Source organism: Niallia oryzisoli (assembly GCF_036670025.1).
Lineage (GTDB): Bacteria > Bacillota > Bacilli > Bacillales > Cytobacillaceae > Bacillus_BD > Bacillus_BD oryzisoli.
The window spans coordinates 970,512-990,000 of record NZ_CP137640.1 but is presented as its reverse complement, the minus strand read 5'-3'; the positions used below and the strand labels follow the sequence as shown (position 1 = coordinate 990,000).

At 38.6% G+C, this 19,489-nt stretch carries 16 protein-coding genes and 1 rRNA gene (1 of these 17 running past the window's edge); 6 read left to right on the top strand and 11 right to left on the bottom strand.

The window, feature by feature from the left end; all coding sequences use genetic code 11:
• Both R4Z09_RS04960 and R4Z09_RS04955 read right to left on the bottom strand, forming a co-directional pair.
• Window positions 1-636, bottom strand: a 16S ribosomal RNA gene (locus tag R4Z09_RS04960); it reaches 914 nt to the left of the window's first position.
• Between the two features lie 242 nt (window positions 637-878).
• Window positions 879-1,763, bottom strand: a complete 885-nt coding sequence (locus R4Z09_RS04955) for a nucleotidyltransferase-like protein (RefSeq protein WP_338451253.1) — start codon at window positions 1,761-1,763, stop codon at window positions 879-881.
• A 243-nt stretch (window positions 1,764-2,006) separates the two neighbouring features.
• Between R4Z09_RS04955 and R4Z09_RS04950 the strand changes: the two genes are divergently transcribed.
• Window positions 2,007-2,378, top strand: coding sequence for a YgzB family protein (locus tag R4Z09_RS04950; protein ID WP_338451252.1), 372 nt, complete (start codon window positions 2,007-2,009; stop codon window positions 2,376-2,378).
• Window positions 2,379-2,467: 89 nt separating this feature from the next.
• On the opposite strand, the gene perR is transcribed toward R4Z09_RS04950, so the two are convergent.
• The 3 genes from perR to R4Z09_RS04935 form a co-directional block, all read right to left on the bottom strand.
• Window positions 2,468-2,911, bottom strand: a complete 444-nt coding sequence (gene perR, locus R4Z09_RS04945) for a peroxide-responsive transcriptional repressor PerR (protein WP_422392248.1) — start codon at window positions 2,909-2,911, stop codon at window positions 2,468-2,470.
• 467 nt (window positions 2,912-3,378) lie between these two features.
• Window positions 3,379-3,849 (bottom strand): thioredoxin-dependent thiol peroxidase, encoded by a 471-nt coding sequence (bcp, locus tag R4Z09_RS04940; RefSeq protein ID WP_338451250.1) that lies wholly within the window; start codon window positions 3,847-3,849, stop codon window positions 3,379-3,381.
• 116 nt (window positions 3,850-3,965) lie between these two features.
• Entirely contained in the window at window positions 3,966-4,373 is a 408-nt protein-coding gene (locus tag R4Z09_RS04935; protein WP_338451249.1) for a potassium channel family protein, read from the bottom strand.
• A 208-nt stretch (window positions 4,374-4,581) separates the two neighbouring features.
• On the opposite strand from R4Z09_RS04935, the gene R4Z09_RS04930 reads away from it, so the two are divergent.
• The 3 genes from R4Z09_RS04930 to R4Z09_RS04920 all read left to right on the top strand — a co-directional run bounded on the left by R4Z09_RS04930 (window position 4,582) and on the right by R4Z09_RS04920 (window position 12,083).
• Window positions 4,582-5,877 carry a glutamate-1-semialdehyde 2,1-aminomutase gene (locus R4Z09_RS04930; protein ID WP_338451248.1) on the top strand — a complete coding sequence of 432 codons (1,296 nt, stop codon included), beginning with the start codon at window positions 4,582-4,584 and terminating at the stop codon, window positions 5,875-5,877.
• A 367-nt stretch (window positions 5,878-6,244) separates the two neighbouring features.
• Complete coding sequence (locus tag R4Z09_RS04925) at window positions 6,245-10,723, top strand: glutamate synthase-related protein (protein ID WP_338453202.1); 4,479 nt, start codon at window positions 6,245-6,247, stop codon at window positions 10,721-10,723.
• Window positions 10,724-11,006: 283 nt separating this feature from the next.
• On the top strand, window positions 11,007-12,083 hold the full coding sequence (locus tag R4Z09_RS04920; RefSeq protein WP_338451247.1) for an FUSC family protein: 1,077 nt from the start codon (window positions 11,007-11,009) through the stop codon (window positions 12,081-12,083).
• 56 nt (window positions 12,084-12,139) lie between these two features.
• Here R4Z09_RS04920 and R4Z09_RS04915 read toward each other — a convergent pair whose 3' ends face one another.
• The 5 genes from R4Z09_RS04915 to fabL form a co-directional block, all read right to left on the bottom strand.
• Entirely contained in the window at window positions 12,140-13,894 is a 1,755-nt protein-coding gene (locus R4Z09_RS04915) for an ABC transporter ATP-binding protein (RefSeq protein ID WP_338451246.1), read from the bottom strand.
• A 218-nt stretch (window positions 13,895-14,112) separates the two neighbouring features.
• On the bottom strand, window positions 14,113-14,643 hold the full coding sequence (locus R4Z09_RS04910) for a nucleoside tri-diphosphate phosphatase (protein ID WP_338451245.1): 531 nt from the start codon (window positions 14,641-14,643) through the stop codon (window positions 14,113-14,115).
• Window positions 14,644-14,889: 246 nt separating this feature from the next.
• Window positions 14,890-15,144 (bottom strand): YgaB family protein, encoded by a 255-nt coding sequence (locus tag R4Z09_RS04905; protein ID WP_338451244.1) that lies wholly within the window; start codon window positions 15,142-15,144, stop codon window positions 14,890-14,892.
• Window positions 15,145-15,460: 316 nt separating this feature from the next.
• Window positions 15,461-15,745: a gamma-type small acid-soluble spore protein gene (locus R4Z09_RS04900; protein WP_338451243.1), complete on the bottom strand. Its 285-nt coding sequence runs from the start codon at window positions 15,743-15,745 to the stop codon at window positions 15,461-15,463.
• A 99-nt stretch (window positions 15,746-15,844) separates the two neighbouring features.
• Window positions 15,845-16,588 (bottom strand): enoyl-[acyl-carrier-protein] reductase FabL, encoded by a 744-nt coding sequence (fabL, locus tag R4Z09_RS04895; protein ID WP_338451242.1) that lies wholly within the window; start codon window positions 16,586-16,588, stop codon window positions 15,845-15,847.
• A 134-nt stretch (window positions 16,589-16,722) separates the two neighbouring features.
• Between fabL and R4Z09_RS04890 the strand changes: the two genes are divergently transcribed.
• Window positions 16,723-16,947 (top strand): hypothetical protein, encoded by a 225-nt coding sequence (locus R4Z09_RS04890; protein WP_338451241.1) that lies wholly within the window; start codon window positions 16,723-16,725, stop codon window positions 16,945-16,947.
• 65 nt (window positions 16,948-17,012) lie between these two features.
• On the opposite strand, the gene mutY is transcribed toward R4Z09_RS04890, so the two are convergent.
• Entirely contained in the window at window positions 17,013-18,020 is a 1,008-nt protein-coding gene (gene mutY, locus R4Z09_RS04885; protein WP_422392285.1) for an A/G-specific adenine glycosylase, read from the bottom strand.
• Between the two features lie 360 nt (window positions 18,021-18,380).
• Between mutY and R4Z09_RS04880 the strand changes: the two genes are divergently transcribed.
• Entirely contained in the window at window positions 18,381-19,361 is a 981-nt protein-coding gene (locus R4Z09_RS04880; protein WP_338451239.1) for a metal-dependent hydrolase, read from the top strand.
• The last annotated feature ends 128 nt before the right edge of the window (window positions 19,362-19,489 follow it).

Here is a 19,489-nt window from a genome sequence, read left to right as displayed (position 1 = left end):
CTCCACGGTTGAGCCGTGGGCTTTCACATCAGACTTAAGGAACCGCCTGCGCGCGCTTTACGCCCAATAATTCCGGACAACGCTTGCCACCTACGTATTACCGCGGCTGCTGGCACGTAGTTAGCCGTGGCTTTCTGGTTAGGTACCGTCAAGGTACGAGCAGTTACTCTCGTACTTGTTCTTCCCTAACAACAGAGTTTTACGATCCGAAAACCTTCATCACTCACGCGGCGTTGCTCCGTCAGACTTTCGTCCATTGCGGAAGATTCCCTACTGCTGCCTCCCGTAGGAGTCTGGGCCGTGTCTCAGTCCCAGTGTGGCCGATCACCCTCTCAGGTCGGCTACGCATCGTCGCCTTGGTGAGCCGTTACCTCACCAACTAGCTAATGCGCCGCGGGCCCATCTGTAAGTGACAGCCGAAGCCGCCTTTCAGCTTTCCTACATGAGTAGAAAAGAATTATCCGGTATTAGCTCCGGTTTCCCGAAGTTATCCCAGTCTTACAGGCAGGTTGCCCACGTGTTACTCACCCGTCCGCCGCTAACTTTTGGGAGCAAGCTCCCGCAAGTTCGCTCGACTTGCATGTATTAGGCACGCCGCCAGCGTTCGTCCTGAGCCAGGATCAAACTCTCCAATAAGATTGTTTGACTTGCTCATAAGTTTTGTTTGCCTTCAGGCAACTAGAATTAACGTTGACGTTTTTGTTTGTTTAGTTTTCAAAGAGCAATTTGTTACCGCTATTTCAGAAGCGACCTAATTAATTTAACACACGACATTTAGAATGTCAATAACTTTCCCGTCAGCCGCGAAAGGTTTTAACGTGTTTCACAGCGACGGTTATAAATATATCAATTAATTTTATAAAGGTCAATAGTATTTATTACTTTTTATTTAATAATTTTTCCGCTGCTTTATAATTTCTGTGGAAAATACCTTGACCCTTCGTTTCTATTGTCACGACTTCAATAAAGTGTTTCTCAACCAAATATTCGAAGAGGACTTCTAAGTCAACAGAATATAAACTTAGTTCGGGGTGTGAAGCAATTTCATTAAACGACCAGAACTCCTTAGTCTTCAATACATCAATTAAATGTGCGATTCCCCTTTCAGTTCGGGAATGGATGAGAAAATCACTTGCTAAAAATAATAGACTCAAACGTTTTTCTAATTCCTCTTCACTATTAACTAATTCATAATACAGTTGATATATTTCAGGTTCAATTTGCTTTACTTGCTTCCAAACAGTAACCTCTGGATGAAATCCGTTTTCAATCAAAGCCAATCTTCCAAGATGATGTAGGGAGTGAACGATATGATTAAAAGCATCTAAGTATTGACTATTTTTAAAGAAGGATTTTCCGTCCATATAGCGGCGAATAAGTTTGGCAAATTCTAATCCCATTTTTAACTTCCGTCCATTAAAGGGAAATTCATTCAGTTCAACTCTTAGATTATGCAGAAATTCATTTCGATCGAACAAAACCCTGCCTGAATAAATCCATTCTATGACCTTGCGGTTAGATCCTATTAGAAGCCATTCATTCAATTGCGCTTCCGTTACAATATGCATCGCTGCCTTTTTATTTTGATAGGAATAATGTTTGATAAATACAGGCTGAACTGCATCCTTTACAACAATAAGTAATATCGCATCGAAGGTATCTGTGAAAGGAATTGATTTTTCACGTTTTTCAATAATAAGTACACCTAAGGTATTTTCCTGACTTGCACGTTCTTGATAGATCGGACGAAGAATGTCTTCCACCTTGAATCCCCCTATACATTTCAAGTGTTATACGCTTTGACTAACTTTTCTATACTAGCCTATTAGCCCTTATATTTTCGACGAAAAAAGATAATTTCCTTCAAATTAATCATAAATCTTATGAATACTACTGGTGTTTTATTAAGTTTATATATATTCGGAAAATACTTAATTTTTTTCAAACAAAATGATTCATTTTTGCAAAAATATACTATATAGTTTAATTTTAGGGAGGGAATTTGTATGGCGAAAAAATATTCTAGTAAAATTAATAAAATACGTACTTTTGCTCTCAGTTTAATTTTTATCGGATTTGTTGTTATGTATTTTGGTATATTTTTCAGAAACTCTCCTATTCTAATGACCATTTTTATGCTGCTTGGTTTGTTATTTATCATTGCTAGTACTGTGGTTTACTTTTGGATTGGAATGCTTTCAACTAAAACTATCCAAGTCGTTTGTCCAAACTGTGGTAAGCATACAAAAATGCTCGGGAGAGTTGACATGTGTATGTATTGTAATGAACCTCTGACACTTGATCCTACTTTAGAAGGTAAGGAATTTAATGAAAAACTGAATCGTAAAAACAACTTTAATAACAAAGGAAATTACTGAAAAGAGGGTATCCCACGGGGACACCCTCTTTTCAATCACACAACATAAAAAAGCCGATAGCCCAAAAAACTATCAGCAGATTTCCCCTATTAATGTACTTCTTTCATCGTACAATCAGGGCATGAACCATAAATTTCCATACGATGATGGCTGATTTTAAAGCCTGTTACTGAGCTTGCAAGCTGCTCCACTTCATCCAATCCAGGATAATGAAAATCAACAATTTTTCCGCAGTTCTCACAAATGACATGATAATGCTGCGTTGTAACAAAATCAAAACGACTAGATGAATCGCCGTAGGTCAATTCCTTCACGAGGCCAACCTCACGAAATACTCTCAGATTATTATAAACTGTTGCTACACTCATATTAGGGAATTTTCCTTCTAAGGCTTTATAAATATCATCTGCTGTTGGGTGTGACATTGAGTTTATTAAATATTCGAGTATCGCATGACGTTGTGGTGTAATACGAACCCGCGTTTCTTTTAAGGTTTCTAGCGCTTCCTTTAAATGATTTTGTTCCACCGTCATACACCTCTTTCTTTATTAAAAAAATATTATTAATTTATAATTGTTATAATTAGTGTACAAATTTTTAGTACTTTTGTCAATATAACCACCCTACTAACGTGGTTTATCAGCGCTTTATTAATATGTTTTATTGCTTTTATTGTTTTGTCATAAAATCTTTTATAGACCACCGCTTATCCACTTATATGTCAGTATCCTTTTTTTTGCAAATACATGTATAAGTCATGATTAACTATAGAAAAGACTCCTGGTAAATAGTACCTAAATAAAAAAAGCAGGCTGATTGCTTCAACCTGCTAAAAACTATCTGAGGAGGTATGCCCTAATATAAAGATATTCAATACAATCATAAATGAATGGACAATTGCCTTTTCGGAGAAAAATAGGCTTAAAAATAATTTAAATTTATATGTATTAAGGCCCTGTTACATCAATGTAACAGAGCCTTTTCTATTTTTGTCTTTGTTTTAGACTAAATTTTCTTGAATAAACTGATACACTTCGTTTGTATGTTCTTTAACTTTGACTTTGCGCCATTCCTTTACGATTTTTCCTTCTGAATCAATAATAAAAGTGCTGCGCTCAATTCCCATATATTCCTTACCAAAGTTTTTTTTCAACTTCCATACGTCAAAGGCCTTTGCTAATTCCTGTTCTTCATCTGACAGCAATATAAAAGGTAAACCGTGCTTCTCAATGAATTTTTCATGCTTTGATATCGGGTCAGGACTAACGCCTAGAATCACCGTATTTAATTTTGAGAAATCCTCATGGCGATCGCGAAAATCACATGCCTCCGTTGTACAGCCTGGTGTCATATCTTTTGGATAGAAATAAAGTACAATATTCTTACCACGGAAATCAGACAACTGAATGGTTTGTCCGCTGCTTGCAGGTAAAGCAATATCTGGTGCAACTTGCCCTGTCAGTGTTGACATTGAAACATTCCTCCTATCAGCACAAATTAAGTATATATTTTCTTTCAAACTAATACATACGTATTTATGTTCTACATACAGATTAACTTATTCCTCACACCAAGACAACTAGTAACTCACTTCCGTTCACGGCCATACACCGCTTTTGCTACAAAAGCAGCTGGAATCGTATAACCAATTAAAGCTTCAACCATCGCAATCAATCGTCCGATTCCAATTGGGGCTATATCCCCGTAGCCAACTGAAAAAAGTGTAACAGCACTAAAATAAAGATACGTTCCAAACCGTTCCACAAAGTTCTCAGTTGCCATTGGATATTGTTCAATCATAATTTGAAAGCCTTTTGTTTCAAGTAAAATATAAACCAATCCAAAACCAATCAAAATCGTAATATAAACAAAGGTTAAATAAATAAAATTTTCTACCGATACAATTTTTCCTTTAATCGTGTTTGGGATAAAAATAGTTCGTAAACTCATTACGATACAATAGATCGTAAAGGCAAGTGTAATGAAATAGATCATGCTTACCCTCTTTTCCCGCTGTTCCAGAATGGATTAATAGAGCTTGTTTCTATTTATATGCAGGAATTTTCAGGTAAACAACCTAGACGAGCATTTGAACCATAGTTAAAAACGTTTAAATTTCATTGTCAAAATAATTAGATATAAGAATATAATTACCAATAGTGCTAAAATGTAGAAGCAGACTAATTAGGGGGTTTACTATATCATGCATTTTACTAATTCTGAACGATTACATACTGAAGCACTCAAACATATTGTCGGAGGAGTAAACAGTCCATCCCGTTCTTACAAGGCAGTCGGCGGCGGCGCACCTGTTGCAATGGAAAGAGGACAAGGTGCTTATTTTTATGATGTTGATGGAAACCAATATATCGATTATTTAGCCGCATATGGACCTATTATCACAGGTCATGCCCATCCGCATATCATTGAAGCTATTAAAAAAGCTGCGGAAACCGGGGTACTCTTTGGGACACCAACACCACATGAAGTTACCTTTGCTAAAATGCTTAAAGAAGCCATGCCGGCATTAGAAAAGGTACGATTCGTTAACTCAGGTACTGAAGCAGTCATGACAACAATCCGTGTAGCCCGTGCTTATACAGGGCGAGATAAGATTATTAAATTTGCCGGCTGTTATCATGGTCATTCAGATCTCGTCCTTGTCGCTGCAGGTTCAGGTCCTTCCACACTTGGCACGCCGGATTCTGCCGGAGTTCCCAAAAGCATTGCACAAGAAGTAATTACTGTTCCATTTAATGATATTGAACCATTTAAACAAGCTTTAGAGAAATGGGGAAATGAAATTGCTGCCGTACTAGTTGAACCAATTGTCGGAAACTTTGGTATTGTTGAACCCAATCCAGGCTTCTTAGAAGCGGTGAACGAGCTGACTCACAAAGCAGGTGCTCTTGTTATTTATGATGAAGTCATTACAGCTTTTCGTTTTACATATGGAGGAGCCCAGGATCTGCTTGGAGTAACACCTGATTTAACAGCAATGGGAAAAATTATTGGCGGCGGTCTTCCAATCGGAGCTTACGGCGGTAGAAAAGATATCATGGAGCATGTGGCTCCATTAGGTCCAGCCTATCAAGCAGGTACCATGGCCGGAAATCCTGCGTCTATTCTAGCTGGAATTGCTTGTCTTGAAGTATTAAAACAAGATGGTATCTATGACTATTTAGACCGTTTAGGAGCGAAGCTTGAAGAAGGAATTCTAAATGCAGCAAAACAACATAATATGTCTATTACCATTAATCGCTTAAAAGGGGCATTAACCGTTTACTTTACGGACGAAAAAATAGAAAATTATGAGCAGGCAGAGAACACGGACGGAGAAATGTTTGCTAAGTTCTTCAAATTAATGTTAAAACAAGGCATTCATCTGGCACCATCGAAATACGAAGCCTGGTTTTTAACGATTGCCCATACAGAAGAGGATATTGATGCGACGATTTTTGCTGTAGAAAATGCCTTTTCTGAACTCGCTGCAGAATAATAATTTATTTATTTTTATTCATAACGGAAGCTTTGATAGCTTCCGTTTATCTTATGCCGTTTTCCGCTTATTTAACTGTTTCAATACATTTCCCAATACTTTAATGACTTTTTTCCTTTTGTAAATTATTCAAATATTCTTATAATTAATTGATTTCCAAAAATTGATGTGATACTATAAAGTTGCTGGTCTTTGAAAAGTTACCTTCTGTTTGCCATGAATATTGAGCGTCATTAGCCTGAATTTCCACTCAAATGAGTATCTTTATAAAGCTAATTGACAGTCTGGCTTTCATCGGAAAGGTGATCATCAATTATTCAGGAGGTGAAAAGGCTTAAGAATAATCATTCATTTAAGCCGAATTATGATGGAACGATTTTACAGCCAACACACTTTTCAGAATTTTAACAGGCAGGAGCATGATGCATGCGGTATTGTGGCCTGTCTGGAAAAAACAAAGACACCAACAAAAGATAATATTCTTCGTTGTATAGATGCGCTGGTGACGATGAATCACCGAGCAGGCTTTATCAATGGGGAAGGTGATGGAGTTGGTATTCATATTGATATCCCTCGAAAACTTTGGCGGGAAAAACTTAAGGCTGCAGGAGTAAACCCTGATGAAGCTGAAAAGGATCAATTCGTTGTCGGACATATTTTTATTACTAGAACCAAAGATGCCGAAGCAAAAAAGTCTTTCCTCTTAAAAACACTCACTGACTCTCAATTTACTTTATTATTTCACTCAGTTACTGTAACAAATTCCACAGCACTTGGACCAATCGCAATCCAAGAAAATCCAATATTCCTCCAATTTGCTTGTACTTCCAGCCTTAGTGGTCAAGAACTAACAAAGAAACTTTTCGAATTAACGATAGAATTCGAAAAAGATGATTGTATACATGTAGCTTCATTTAGTCAGTATCATGCTGTTTATAAAGTCATGGGTGCCGGTGATATTCTTCCAAAGTACTATGATGACTTGGCCAACCCGCTTGTAGCTTCGACCATAACCCTTGGTCACAACCGCTATTCAACAAATACATTATCAACCACGTTTCGTGTCCAGCCCTTTAGTGTCCTTGGACACAACGGTGAAATTAATACAATTGCTAAATTAAGAGATGAAGCAAAAATGATCGGTGTCCCGCTTGTAAAGGACGGCAGTGATTCACAGGATTTAAGCCGGACCATTGAAACTTTTATTTGCCGGGATGGTTATTCATTATTTGAAGCACTTGATTTATTATTCCCACCTATCATTAATGAAATAAAAGCCTATCGTCCCCACTTGCAGGATTTGTACACGTATATTCGTGAAGCATGGGGACATTTTGCGCAAGGTCCAGCAGGGATTGTATCACGTTTCGGTGATGAAGCAGTTTTTAGCGTAGATGCTCTAGGACTTCGTCCGCTCTGGATGCTCGAAATAGACAGTTCCTATCTTTTTTCATCTGAACCAGGCATCATCCCATCAACCGAATATGTAGCAGACCCTAAACCACTTGCACCGGGAGAAAAAGTAGGCTTCAAGTGGAAGCATGAAAATCTGCAATTATTCGAGCTGGAGCAATTACAACAGGAAGTATATGAACGTTTTTCAAAAAGGCTTCAAGTGGAGGGAGCAAGAAAACGCTTAAAAACGCCGGAAATCAAACAGTCATTCCAGCTTTTTAATTATTTAAATAAAATTCATAATGGCCAATATAAAGCATTTGGATGGGAAAAAGATCATATTCAGCTGATAGAGCAGATGGCAGAAAAAGGAGCAGAACCTATTCGTTCACTTGGACATGATGCTCCCCTTGCTGCTTTGAATCCAGATCGGAAAAATATTGCCGATTTTCTTAAAGAAAGTGTCGCTGTCGTTACCAACCCGGCAATCGATCGAGACCGCGAAACAGAACATTTCTCAACCCGTGTGATTATTGGCAAACGCCCCTCTTTATTTAAACAGGAAGAAGTGCTACCTATTTTAGAGCTGCAAACTCCTATTGCTATTGAGGGGAAAATCGGTGCTGAAGCGGCTGGTGCATTGCAGCAGCCAAGCTACGAGCAAATCATTCGTTACTTTCAGGAAAGGAATTTAGCGGAAACGATCCATGCCGTATTTCAAAAAGACGAAACCATTGATTCAGCATTAAAACGATTGTGTCATGAAGCGGTAACTGCGGTAAAACAAGGGAAAGCGCTCATTATTATAGATGATGATACTGCACATCAAAATGGATATTATTGGCTTGACCCTCATTTAGTCACTTCAGCCATTGATCAAGCCCTTGTGAAAGAAGAAGTACGCAGAGATTGTTCACTTGTATTACGTTCTGCTGCGGTTAGATCCTTGCATGACATTATCACTCTTTTCGGATTAGGGGCCGATTTAATTAGTCCATATTTTATGTTCATGACCGTTACAGACGAGCATATTCAACCAGCCATTCATTTATATTCCGCCCTGACGAAAGGTCTGGAAAAAGTAATTTCAACGATTGGCATTCATGAACTTCGCGGATACGGACGTTTATTCTCGAGCATTGGTCTTCATGAGGATATAGCAAACTGCCTTAATATCGTGAATTTCTTTGGATCCAAAGAATTATCTTATGATTTTCAGGCGATTAAAGCAGATGCCGCTGAGAGAGCTGCTGATTATCATAATGATAAGGCAAGAATCGGCAAGACCTTTCATCTTTTCCCGCGGATTTGGAAGTCAATCGGAGATGTTGCTGCCACAGGTGACTATAACAACTATCGTGACAAAATATCAGAGCAGGAAAAACAAAATTCAATTACCATCCGCCATTTAACCTGTTTCAAAGCTTCAGATACTCCTCTTTCAGCAAAGGATGTAGACATTTCTGTCGGCCAGCATAATCTGCCATTTGTTATTTCATCCATGTCATTTGGCTCGCAAAATGAAATTGCCTTCAGAGCCTATGCTGAAGGAGCCAATCGCTTAAATATGGTCAGCCTGAACGGTGAAGGCGGAGAAATTAAAGATATGCTTGGTAAATATCCGAACACCCGCGGACAGCAGGTAGCTTCAGGGAGATTTGGTGTGAATGCAGAACTGCTGAACTCATCTAACCTGCTTGAAATTAAAATTGGTCAAGGTGCAAAGCCTGGTGAAGGCGGACACCTGCCGGGTTCAAAAGTTACGGAGAAAATTGCCGAAGCAAGAAACGCTACGATTGGTTCGGATTTAATCTCACCTTCTAACAATCATGATATCTATTCAATCGAGGATTTGGCACAAATGATCTCTGAATTAAAAACCGCAAATGATCAAGCAAGGGTAGCTGTAAAGGTTCCTGTTGTACCAAACATCGGCACTATTGCAGTGGGAATTGCCAAAGCCGGTGCCGATATTATCACCTTAAGCGGCTTTGATGGCGGCACTGGTGCAGCCAGAATTCATGCCCTTCAGCACGTTGGTCTCCCCGTTGAAATCGGTGTTAAAGCTGCTCATAACGCTCTCTTAGAAGCAGGGCTACGTGATCGGGTTGAGATTTGGGGCGATGGCGGAATCAAAAGTGCAGCAGATGTTTTAAAAATCATGCTGCTTGGAGCCAACCGCATTGGCTTTGGAACCTTATCAATGGTCGCAATAGGCTGTACGACTTGCCGCGGCTGTCATTTGGATACCTGCCATGTTGGTATCGCCACGCAAATTGATTCAGAGGCACAAGCAAAGGAACATGGTTTAAGAAGATTCGTTCCGCGTCAATTCGAGGCCGCTGTTCAAAGCATTACAAACCTTTTTACTGCTTTTGGTAATGAATTAAAGGAATTAGCTGCTTCCATTGGAATAAGACATCTGCAGGACGCAGTAGGACGATCAGATCTATTAGAACAAACAGCCGGAAAAGATAAGCTTGACCTTACTTATTTATTAAAGCCGCTTGAAATTAGTCAGATTCATCCGCAGGACGCAGTTTGTGCCGAAGCAGCAAAAGAAAGCCAGCTTCAAATTGCCGTAGGCGCTGAGTATCTAGATGGAACCGATGCAAAATTAAAGCAATCTCGTGAGTACCAGAGTGTTACATCCGAACAGCGTATCTTAGGAAGCCGTGTTTCCTGCCATCGTGTACGCGATCGATTAGACGGTTCCTATAAAAAGCTGCCTTCTATTCACTTAAAATATTCAAATGGGTCGATTCCAGGCAATGGGCTCGGCGCTTATAACAGTTCAGGCATCCACATTGAAGTAAACGGCGGCGCCCAGGACGGGATCGGTAAAGCATCCTTTGGAGGAAAAATTCTTATTTTTAAATCAAAGGGCAAAAATAGCCAGTTCTTAAACGGATCTGTGGGAAAAGGGTTTGGTTATGGAGCGCAGAAAGGACTCTTAGTCGCACAAGGCAATGCTGATGCACGAGCGGGTATCCGGCTTTCAGGCGCAGATATGATCATTGGCGGTCAATTAAAACAGCCGATAAAGGAGCAAGAAACAGGAAATATCGGTGTTAATGCAAACATCAAAGGCTTTGCATTTGAGTATATGACCAATGGTAGAGGACTTGTCCTTGGAGACCCAGGACCATGGATTTGTGCAGGAATGACCGGTGGTGTCGTTTATGTGAGAAACCAGCCGGAGATGGGCTTAACAAAAGAGGCCATTATACGAAGAATTGCGAAAGGTGCTAAAGTTTCCGTAACCCCTCTTTCAGAAAAAGGCATAAGCGATATCAAAGAACTTCTTGGTCAATATAAGCAATTGCTTGCCAACCAAGGCCAGCAAGATGAAGCCAATTTACTGAAACCACTGCTTGAAAATCCGGAAGCTCATTTCCTTCAAATCGTCCCAGTTAAGGAACAAGCAGATCCATCTGTATCTACTGAATGATTTCTTAAAGCAGAACGTCTACTAAAAACGCCACGTCCTATGGCGAACGTAGACGTCAGCACATCCTGTACAAGTAAAACCGTTCGTTTTTTTGCGAACGGTTTTTAAGTTGTTTTTTTATATCAGAAATCCATACAATGGTGCAAGTCACAATCGATTTGGTGCAATATAATGTTAAGTAAAATTCATGAAAAACTTCACATTTATCGATTGTTTCAAATGCAGTAACATGATTTAATAGGTAAGTATGAATTTATCACCATCAGAAAGGAATTTGTAACATATGAAGTTAGGCGCCCGCATATTAAAAACGGGAATCGCAATTATCTTAGCATTACTTTTCTCCCGATTGATAGGCCTTCCATCACCTGTTTTTGCCGGCATTGCAGCAATCTTTGCTGTTCAGCCGACCATTTACCGCTCCTATTTATCCATTCTTGAACAAATACAGGGAAATACAATTGGAGCATTAATGGCAGTGATTTTCGTATTACTTTTTGGCAATCATATCGTAATCATCGGGCTAGCTGCTATCATCGTCATAACCATTACATTAAAGCTTAAATTGGAAAACGCCATTGGACTTTCACTAGTTACTCTCGTTGCCATTATGGAAACACCCGGAGATACTTTTATCGAATTTGCCATCATCCGCTTCTTAACCATTATGCTCGGTGTCTTGTCGGCTTTTGTGGTCAACCTGATATTTTTACCTCCTAAATATGAAACAAAACTATATCTCCAAATATCTAACTCGACAACTGAAATAACGAAATGGATTCGGCTTAATATTAGAGGTGCATCGGAGCATAAGCTACTGAAGAATGACATTGAGAAACTGAAAGAATCTATAATAAAAATCGAACAGCTTTATTTAATGTATAAAGAAGAACGTAATTTCAAGCATAATAACCTGCTAAAAACAAGAAAGCTCGTTATTTACCGGCAAATGATCAGTACGCTTAAACGGGCATTGGATACATTAAAAAGGCTTCATCGCTTTGAAAATGAAATATCGAGCCTGCCGGATGATTTACAAAATATGATTCAGCAGCAATTAGATTGTCTGATTCACCACCATGAGCATGTCATGCTAAAATTCATCAGCAAGGTGCGCCCGCATGTGATCTTTGATGAAGGAAATAATCGGATAAACCGAAAAGAACTATTCAACATCTTTTTAAACTACCAGTTACAAGCCACAACAGACGTTGAAGATTCGAACTACCATCTGATGCAGGTCATTTCAGCGATTGTTGACTATGATGAGTTTATAGAACATCTTGATGTGTTAATCACAAGCTTTCAATCCTATCACAAAGAAGAAAACGCGGTTACGATATCAGAAGAACAAATCTAATTACTTAATAAAACAAAAAGCAGCAGATTAAAAATCCGCTGCTTTTTGTTATCGAATTATTGCTCAAGCTGCTGCACTTGAAATAGTTTATAATAATGGCCTTGTAATGCCATCAGCTCTTCATGGCTGCCGATCTCTACAATTTTTCCATGCTCAATCAGAACAATACGGTCCGCATGAGTAATGGTTGACAAGCGATGTGCGACAACAAAGGTCGTACGGTCTTTTGCCAATTTATCCAGTGTCTCTTGGATCTGATGCTCACTTTCTAAATCAAGTGCAGAGGTTGCTTCATCCAGCACAAGAATAGGTGGATTTTTCAAAAATACCCGTGCAATTGCCACTCTCTGCTTTTGTCCTCCGGATAATTTCACACCTCGTTCGCCAACCTTTGTATCGTAGCCATCCGGAAGATTCATGATAAATTCATGAGCATTGGCTGCTTTTGCTGCTTCGATTACTTCATCATCCGTTGCAAGTGGATTACCTAACAGAATATTTTCTTTAACCGATTCACTAAAAAGAATATTGTCCTGGTGCACCATCCCGATTTTATCCCGTAACGTCCGGACTTTAAATGAACGAATATCGATGCCATCGAGGAGAATTCTTCCCCCCGTTACATCATAGAAACGGGGAATTAAGCTGACTAATGACGACTTACCGCCGCCGCTCATTCCGACAAAGGCAATGGTTTCACCCTTCTGAACATCTAAAACAATATCCTTTAGAACCGCTTCATCTAGTTGATTATCACTATATGAAAAATCAACATGATCAAATACAATATGTCCTTTAACATCTTTACATTCAATTGAATCAGGCTGGTCTTCAATATCGTATTTTTCATCCATAAATTCAAAAACCCGGTCCATCGAAGCAAACGACTGCGTCAAGGTAGTTGAGGAATTAACAAGACGGCGTAATGGGTTATACAGCTTGTCAATATAGGCAATGAATGCAACCATAGACCCGACCGTCAGGCTACCATTTATGACCTGGTAACCTGAAACCCCGATAACAAGCAGCGGAGCAACATCAGTAATCGTATTGACAACTGCAAAGGCTTTGGCATTCCATTTTGTATGGTCGATTGCCTTCTCTAAAAAGTTACTATTCTGTTCATCAAACTTTGTTTGCTCAAAATCTTCGATGGCAAAGCTTTTGATAACAGGCATCCCTTGAACACGTTCATGCAAATAGCTTTGAACCTCTGCCAATGCTTGGGAACGCTTCCTTGTTAAAGCCCGCAGATTTCCAAAGAAATATTTAACCGAAAAAGCGTAAAATGGAAATAAAATAATGGAAACAAGCGTTAATGTAACATCCATCGTAAACATAATGGCTATGGCAATGATAATTGTGGCTAAATCCAGCCATAAATTCATTAAACCGGTTACAACAAAGGTTTTCGTTTGCTCTACATCATTGATCACCCTTGAAATCACTTCACCCGTTCTTGTATTAGAATAATATTTAAAACTGAGTTTTTGTATATGTGTAAAAAGACGATCACGGATATCATAAAGGATTTTACTTGACGTCCATTGAGCAAAATACTGTCTATAATATTCAATTGGCGGACGCAGAATAACAAAAATAACAATCATAATAACCATGATGATCAACAAGTGATCAATTTTGTCCGCTTTTGACATCGAATCGTTTGCCACAATATCATCTAATACATACTTAATAAGTAACGGAATCATTAATGGAATGGCAAATTTGATAATCCCAATAATGATCGTCCAAATGATTTGGAAGCCGTAAGGTTTTACAAAATGCAAATAGCGTCGTATACTTCCCAATTTTCCTCCCACCTTATTTATTCTCTGATGTTATACTTCTAATGCGATGTGACAACTACAGTTTTAAAAGATAAATGAACAAGCCTTTCACATAAAAACCTGCTGATATAAATCAACAGGTGATTTTCTTACTATTTCTATATGATTTTACTAAGACAGTCTTTGATGGAGATACCTTTTCTGTTTAACTTGTCCTGTTTTTCTCCTCACCCTTCGGATTAACTTCTGTACGTTAAATATCGCTCATACCATGTATCAATAAAATCTGCAGCAAACGGTCCCTTTCGCTGACGAATCCACTGAATCAATGTCTCAACATTGGCTTTTAAAATTTGATCGATTACATCCGGGTAATTCATTTCTTTTCGGTGCCGCTCATACTCATCTTCATCAAGTAAATGAAAGGTCATATCAGGAAATACTTTAATATCTAAGTCATAATCAATGTATTTAATGGCCTCCCCATCATAGATAAATGGCGAGCTTAAATTACAATAATAGTAAATTCCGTCTTCCCGTAGCATTCCAATGATATTAAACCAATGCTGTGAATGAAAGTATGTAATGGCGGGTTCCCTTGTTACCCAGGTTCTTCCATCAGATTCCGTTACAATTGTTCGATCGTTTCCGCCAATAACCAAGTTTTGCGATCCCTTCAGCACAGTTGTTTCGTCCCATACGCGATGGATGTGACCATTATGCTTAAAACTATGAATTTGTACTGGTTCACCTTCGATGGGTACGCCCATTATTTCCCCTACTTTCGTTACCGGACGCTTTGCAACCTTTCAATTGTTTTTTACGTATATAACTTTTTAAACAAGTACAGTTAGTTATACTTTTTAATTAAAATATACAGGTAACAAAGAACAATTCCTATTTTCTACTATTATAACGGTTTACAAAAGAATTTAAAACAAAACAGTCATTGAAATTCATCAATGACTGTTTATTTTTTAATACTTATACGCCTTTTAACATCATTTTTGTTACTTCTATCCCGCAGTTACATTTATTTCTTGATAGGAACGAATAACTTCCTCTGTCTGTCTTTCAAAAATTTGCTGAATTTCCTTCAATTCTTCATTCATCTTTTTTATTTCACTTTGAACACATTCAAGCTTTGTTCCTTGCTGAATCTCTTTTAATTGCTCTTCAATTTCTTGGCATCTTTCCAGCTCACTTTGTAAAAATAAAAGCCGGTCCATTGTTTTCATTTGCTCTGTAACTAAACGGTTGAATTCTTTCACACTTACCACCCGCCTATCTAATTTCCCACTTTTATATATATATTTCCGTGGGATTTCTTCTTCCTTATGTATTCGTTCTCTTTTGCTTCTTTCCTTTGACTAGTTGTGCTGAATGTAAAGAATTTTTGTCGAAACGAAAAGCACTCCATCTCTAACGAAATCATAAAATGATAAGAAAAAATCTAAACAAATGAAAATACCATATATATTATTATATACAATATTTCCAACAAGCGGTTATATGACGTCTATTAATTATTTGAACAAGAAAAGACACTCTTTCCGATACAAGAGTGTCTTTTCTTTCATTTAAGTATTAGCTGTTTTGTCCGCCAAATTGGCCAGCATTTTTTGCTCTGTTTGCTTGAGATTGAGCATTTTGTTGTCTTACTTCTTGAACGTTTGTTTCAGATGCAAATTCAGTGCCGAATTGGCCTTGGCCAGCTGCGGACTGTGCATTTTGTTGTCTTACTTCTTGAACATTTGTTTCAGATGCAAATTCAGTGCCGAATTGGCCTTGGCCAGCTGCGGACTGTGCATTTTGTTGTCTCACTTGCTGGATGTTAGTTCCAGCTTGAGATTGGTTTGGTCTGTTTGCCATTGTAATCACCTCCACGCTCATTAATGTAACCAAGCATGGAGAAAACTATCCTCAAAAAAATTATTTTTATTTTTAAGATTTATCAATTTGAGCAGAAGCCTATACTAATAAAGAAATACCGCCATCCACAATAATCGTTTGTCCGCGAATCATACTGGATTGGTCAGATAATAAAAACATAATGGCATTTACCATGTCATCAATTTCAACCATTCTCCCGGCGGGTGTCTTTTCCTTGGCCTCATTAAGAAGCTCCTCTCGATTTGGAAAATGTTTAAGGGCTTCTGTATCAACGGCCCCACCGGAAACAGCATTTACAATGATATTTTTCTCTGCCAGTTCAACGGCCAAGTACCGAGTCAGTGCTTCAAGAGCTGCTTTCGAAACGCCTACCACGGTGTAGTTTTTTAAGTAACGAATTGAGCCAAGTGAGCTGATACTGACTATTTTCCCGCCTTGATCCATTAGCTTAGCGGCTTCCTGAGCACAAAATAATAAGGCTTTACTATTGATATTCATCGTCCAGTCCCAATGCGACTCCTCAAGCTCCATTAATGGCCTCTGCACGCCGGAAGCTGCATTATTAACAAAAACATCAAGACGTCCATATTCATTTTTAATCGTTTCAAAAAGCTGCTTGATTTTGTCAACATCCCCGACATTTGCTTTGACAACCAGTGCTTTTCTCCCTAAAGCCTCAATTTCTGCGGCTGTTTCAAGAGCACCCGATTTACTGCGGGCATAATTGATTACAAGATCATACCCTTCCTTTGCTAGCCTAATGGCTGTCGCTTTTCCAATTCCTCGACTGCTGCCTGTTACAAGTGCTACTTTTTGTGTCATCATTTTGCCCCTTTTTCTATATGATCTTATGTAATAATTCCCTTTATTTTAGCTTTTTCATGTATAGATGGCAATGAGGTTAAGGAGAATAAGATAGAATCAAAATACATTTGGTAAGGAAAGGAAGGAATGGCATGTATGTTGGCAGGGATATGACCGAACTTTCTATGATGGCAAAATCAGATTGGAAAGATAGCGAGATTGCCTTTTTCCATCAATCATTTCAACAAATCTTGCCTTATTTAAACGCGGAAGGCCAATCAATTTACCGGGAAATTATCGAAGAAATGCATAACCGAAACAACTTTAAACGAAATGAAGCAGATTACACACATGGAACAAGTGTAACCTTTGATTAATTGATGTCAGCGCACCACAAAAGGACAACTGGCCTTTCGTGGTGCCCGACACCTTATTTTTCACTTTATTTATAGAACTGGTTGATCATTTTTTGATGAGAGACAGGAAAAGGATAAATATCTATTTGTTCAGAGGATACGATTTTTAAATCAGTTTTTTCTTCTTTTAATTCGGTCAGTGTTCCTTCATAGACATGTATAGTCCAAGTTAAATGAGAAAATACGTGGTCTATCGTTCCAACCATTTCCCCCAACTCAACTTCCGCCCCATATTCTGTTTTCAATATTTCCTTTAACTGCACTTTTTCCGTTTTAAACGGCAGATGAATTTCAATATTGGGAAACTCCCATAAATTCGCAAGCAATCCCTTTTCTGCCCTTTTATGAATAAGGGTCCGGCCACTTTCATCCTTTAATACAGCTGCAGCTAAGTGTACTTCACGCTGCTTCTTATTTTTTGTCTTTATCGGTAATTCATGTTGAACACCTTCATGAAAAGCCGCACAATGCTCGCGAACAGGACATAGCAGGCAGGATGGAGACGTTGGAGTACATACAATGGCTCCAAGTTCCATTAATGCTTGATTAAAATAGGATGGATTCTCATGGGAGATTAACTCTCTAACAGCCTTTTCAAACACTTTCCGTGATGAAGCCTTTGCTATATCATCTTCTATCAATAAGATACGGGATAAAACACGCATCACATTGCCATCTACAGCGGGTTCTGGAATTCCGTAGGCTTGACTTAAAATGGCGCCGGCTGTATAAGGACCAACCCCTTTTAAGGAGGATATTTCCTTTAGATTGTCAGGAACTCTCCCTTCATACTTTTCTTGAACCTCCTTAACCGCAGAATGTAAGTTTCGGGCTCTTGAATAATAGCCGAGACCTTCCCAGGCTTTTAATACCTTCTCTTCTTCTGCCTCTGCCAATACTTCAATCGTAGGAAACTGCTCCATAAAACGGTTAAAGTAAGGAATCACTGTATCAACTCTTGTCTGCTGAAGCATAATTTCTGAGACCCAAATCTTATATGGATCCTGATCTTCTCTCCATGGCAGGTTTCGCATCTCCTCCACAAACCAGTTAATCAAATCTTGACAAAACGCTTGTTTATCAATCGTTTCCAAATTCTTTAATTTATTTTTTGTCACTTTTGTTCCTCCAGGCTGTAAAACAGATTAAATTGGGTAATATTATTAATGCAGATTAATTTTGTGTAAATTTATTTTATTGGAATACACGTAATATTAAAATTATTATCGCAAAAAATACATATTTTCCTCTGTCAAACAAATGATATTCTGATACACTTAATATATGGTAAGCTGTTTTTCCCTAATTTGGATTGCAGCAGCTTGCGCGGGAGACAGCTGTTTAGACATATGTTATATCCCCACTGTAAATACCGAATTAAGGAGGTTTCTTCCTTGGATACAGGTACACATGTAGTTATGGGGTTAGCCCTAGGCGGTCTGGCAACACTTGATCCTGTTGTGGCTGAGAGTTCAGCAACAGCAACAGGTGTCTTAATTTCGGTTATTGTCGGCTCACAAGCACCTGATATTGATACCGTATTAAAGCTGCGAAACAATGCGGTCTATATCCGTAATCATCGTGGAATCACACATTCCATACCTGCTGTACTTTTATGGCCGTTAGGTATAATCGCAGTCGTCTATCCTTTTTTCCCGACCGCTGATTTATTACACTTATGGCTCTGGACATTTCTAGCTGTTTTCCTCCATGTTTTTGTCGATATTTTTAACGCATATGGGACACAAGCATTGCGGCCTTTCTCAGCAAAATGGGTGGCACTTGGAGTCATCAACACCTTTGACCCGTTTATTTTTACCATCCATGTTCTAGGTTTAATTTTATGGGGATTAGGTACTGATCCTGGATATACCTTTGCTGTGATATATGCAGTTTTGATTGTCTATTACATTATCCGCTTCATCGTAAGACAAAATGTTTATAGGAAGGTTTTACAAAGGATTCCAGATGCGACTGAGATTATCATAGCTCCAACGATGAGATTTCACCATTGGAAAATTGCGGTGATGAATAAACATCAATTCTTTGTCGGACGGTCAGTAAATAGACAAGTACAAATATTAGACCAGTTCAATCGTGTTGAGGTTCCTGAAACTCCTGTTTTAGAGGCAGCAAAGAAAGATGAAAATTTAGCGGCTTTTCTGTCCTTCTCACCAGTATATCGTTGGGAAGTGGATGAATATGATGACCACTATGAAGTTCGCTTTATTGACTTACGCTATCGCAGCAAGGATTATTATCCGTTCGTAGCAGTTGTCCATCTCGATCTTAATTTAAACGTCCTTACTTCATATACCGGCTGGATTTTCAGCGAAGAAAAGCTCCGAAAAAAATTGGATATCATTCCAAGTTAAAGCGATGTCATCAAAGACATCGCTTTTTTGTGCATTCTGGACTAATTTTTATCCCGTTACGGTTTTACCATTAATTAAGCGGTTAGATGGGTTATAGCAGCCAGCAAGCTAGTACATACTAATTATAA

Coding starts and splice junctions, on each gene's coding strand:
- R4Z09_RS04950 (WP_338451252.1), top strand. CDS start 2,007: ATGGCGAAAAAATATTCTAGTAAAATTAATAAAATACGTACTTTTGCT.
- perR (WP_422392248.1), bottom strand. CDS start 2,911: ATGACGGTGGAACAAAATCATTTAAAGGAAGCGCTAGAAACCTTAAAA.
- bcp (WP_338451250.1), bottom strand. CDS start 3,849: ATGTCAACACTGACAGGGCAAGTTGCACCAGATATTGCTTTACCTGCA.
- R4Z09_RS04935 (WP_338451249.1), bottom strand. CDS start 4,373: ATGATCTATTTCATTACACTTGCCTTTACGATCTATTGTATCGTAATG.
- R4Z09_RS04930 (WP_338451248.1), top strand. CDS start 4,582: ATGCATTTTACTAATTCTGAACGATTACATACTGAAGCACTCAAACAT.
- R4Z09_RS04925 (WP_338453202.1), top strand. CDS start 6,245: ATGGAACGATTTTACAGCCAACACACTTTTCAGAATTTTAACAGGCAG.
- R4Z09_RS04920 (WP_338451247.1), top strand. CDS start 11,007: ATGAAGTTAGGCGCCCGCATATTAAAAACGGGAATCGCAATTATCTTA.
- R4Z09_RS04910 (WP_338451245.1), bottom strand. CDS start 14,643: ATGGGCGTACCCATCGAAGGTGAACCAGTACAAATTCATAGTTTTAAG.
- R4Z09_RS04900 (WP_338451243.1), bottom strand. CDS start 15,745: ATGGCAAACAGACCAAACCAATCTCAAGCTGGAACTAACATCCAGCAA.
- fabL (WP_338451242.1), bottom strand. CDS start 16,588: ATGACACAAAAAGTAGCACTTGTAACAGGCAGCAGTCGAGGAATTGGA.
- R4Z09_RS04890 (WP_338451241.1), top strand. CDS start 16,723: ATGTATGTTGGCAGGGATATGACCGAACTTTCTATGATGGCAAAATCA.
- mutY (WP_422392285.1), bottom strand. CDS start 18,020: ATGCGAAACCTGCCATGGAGAGAAGATCAGGATCCATATAAGATTTGG.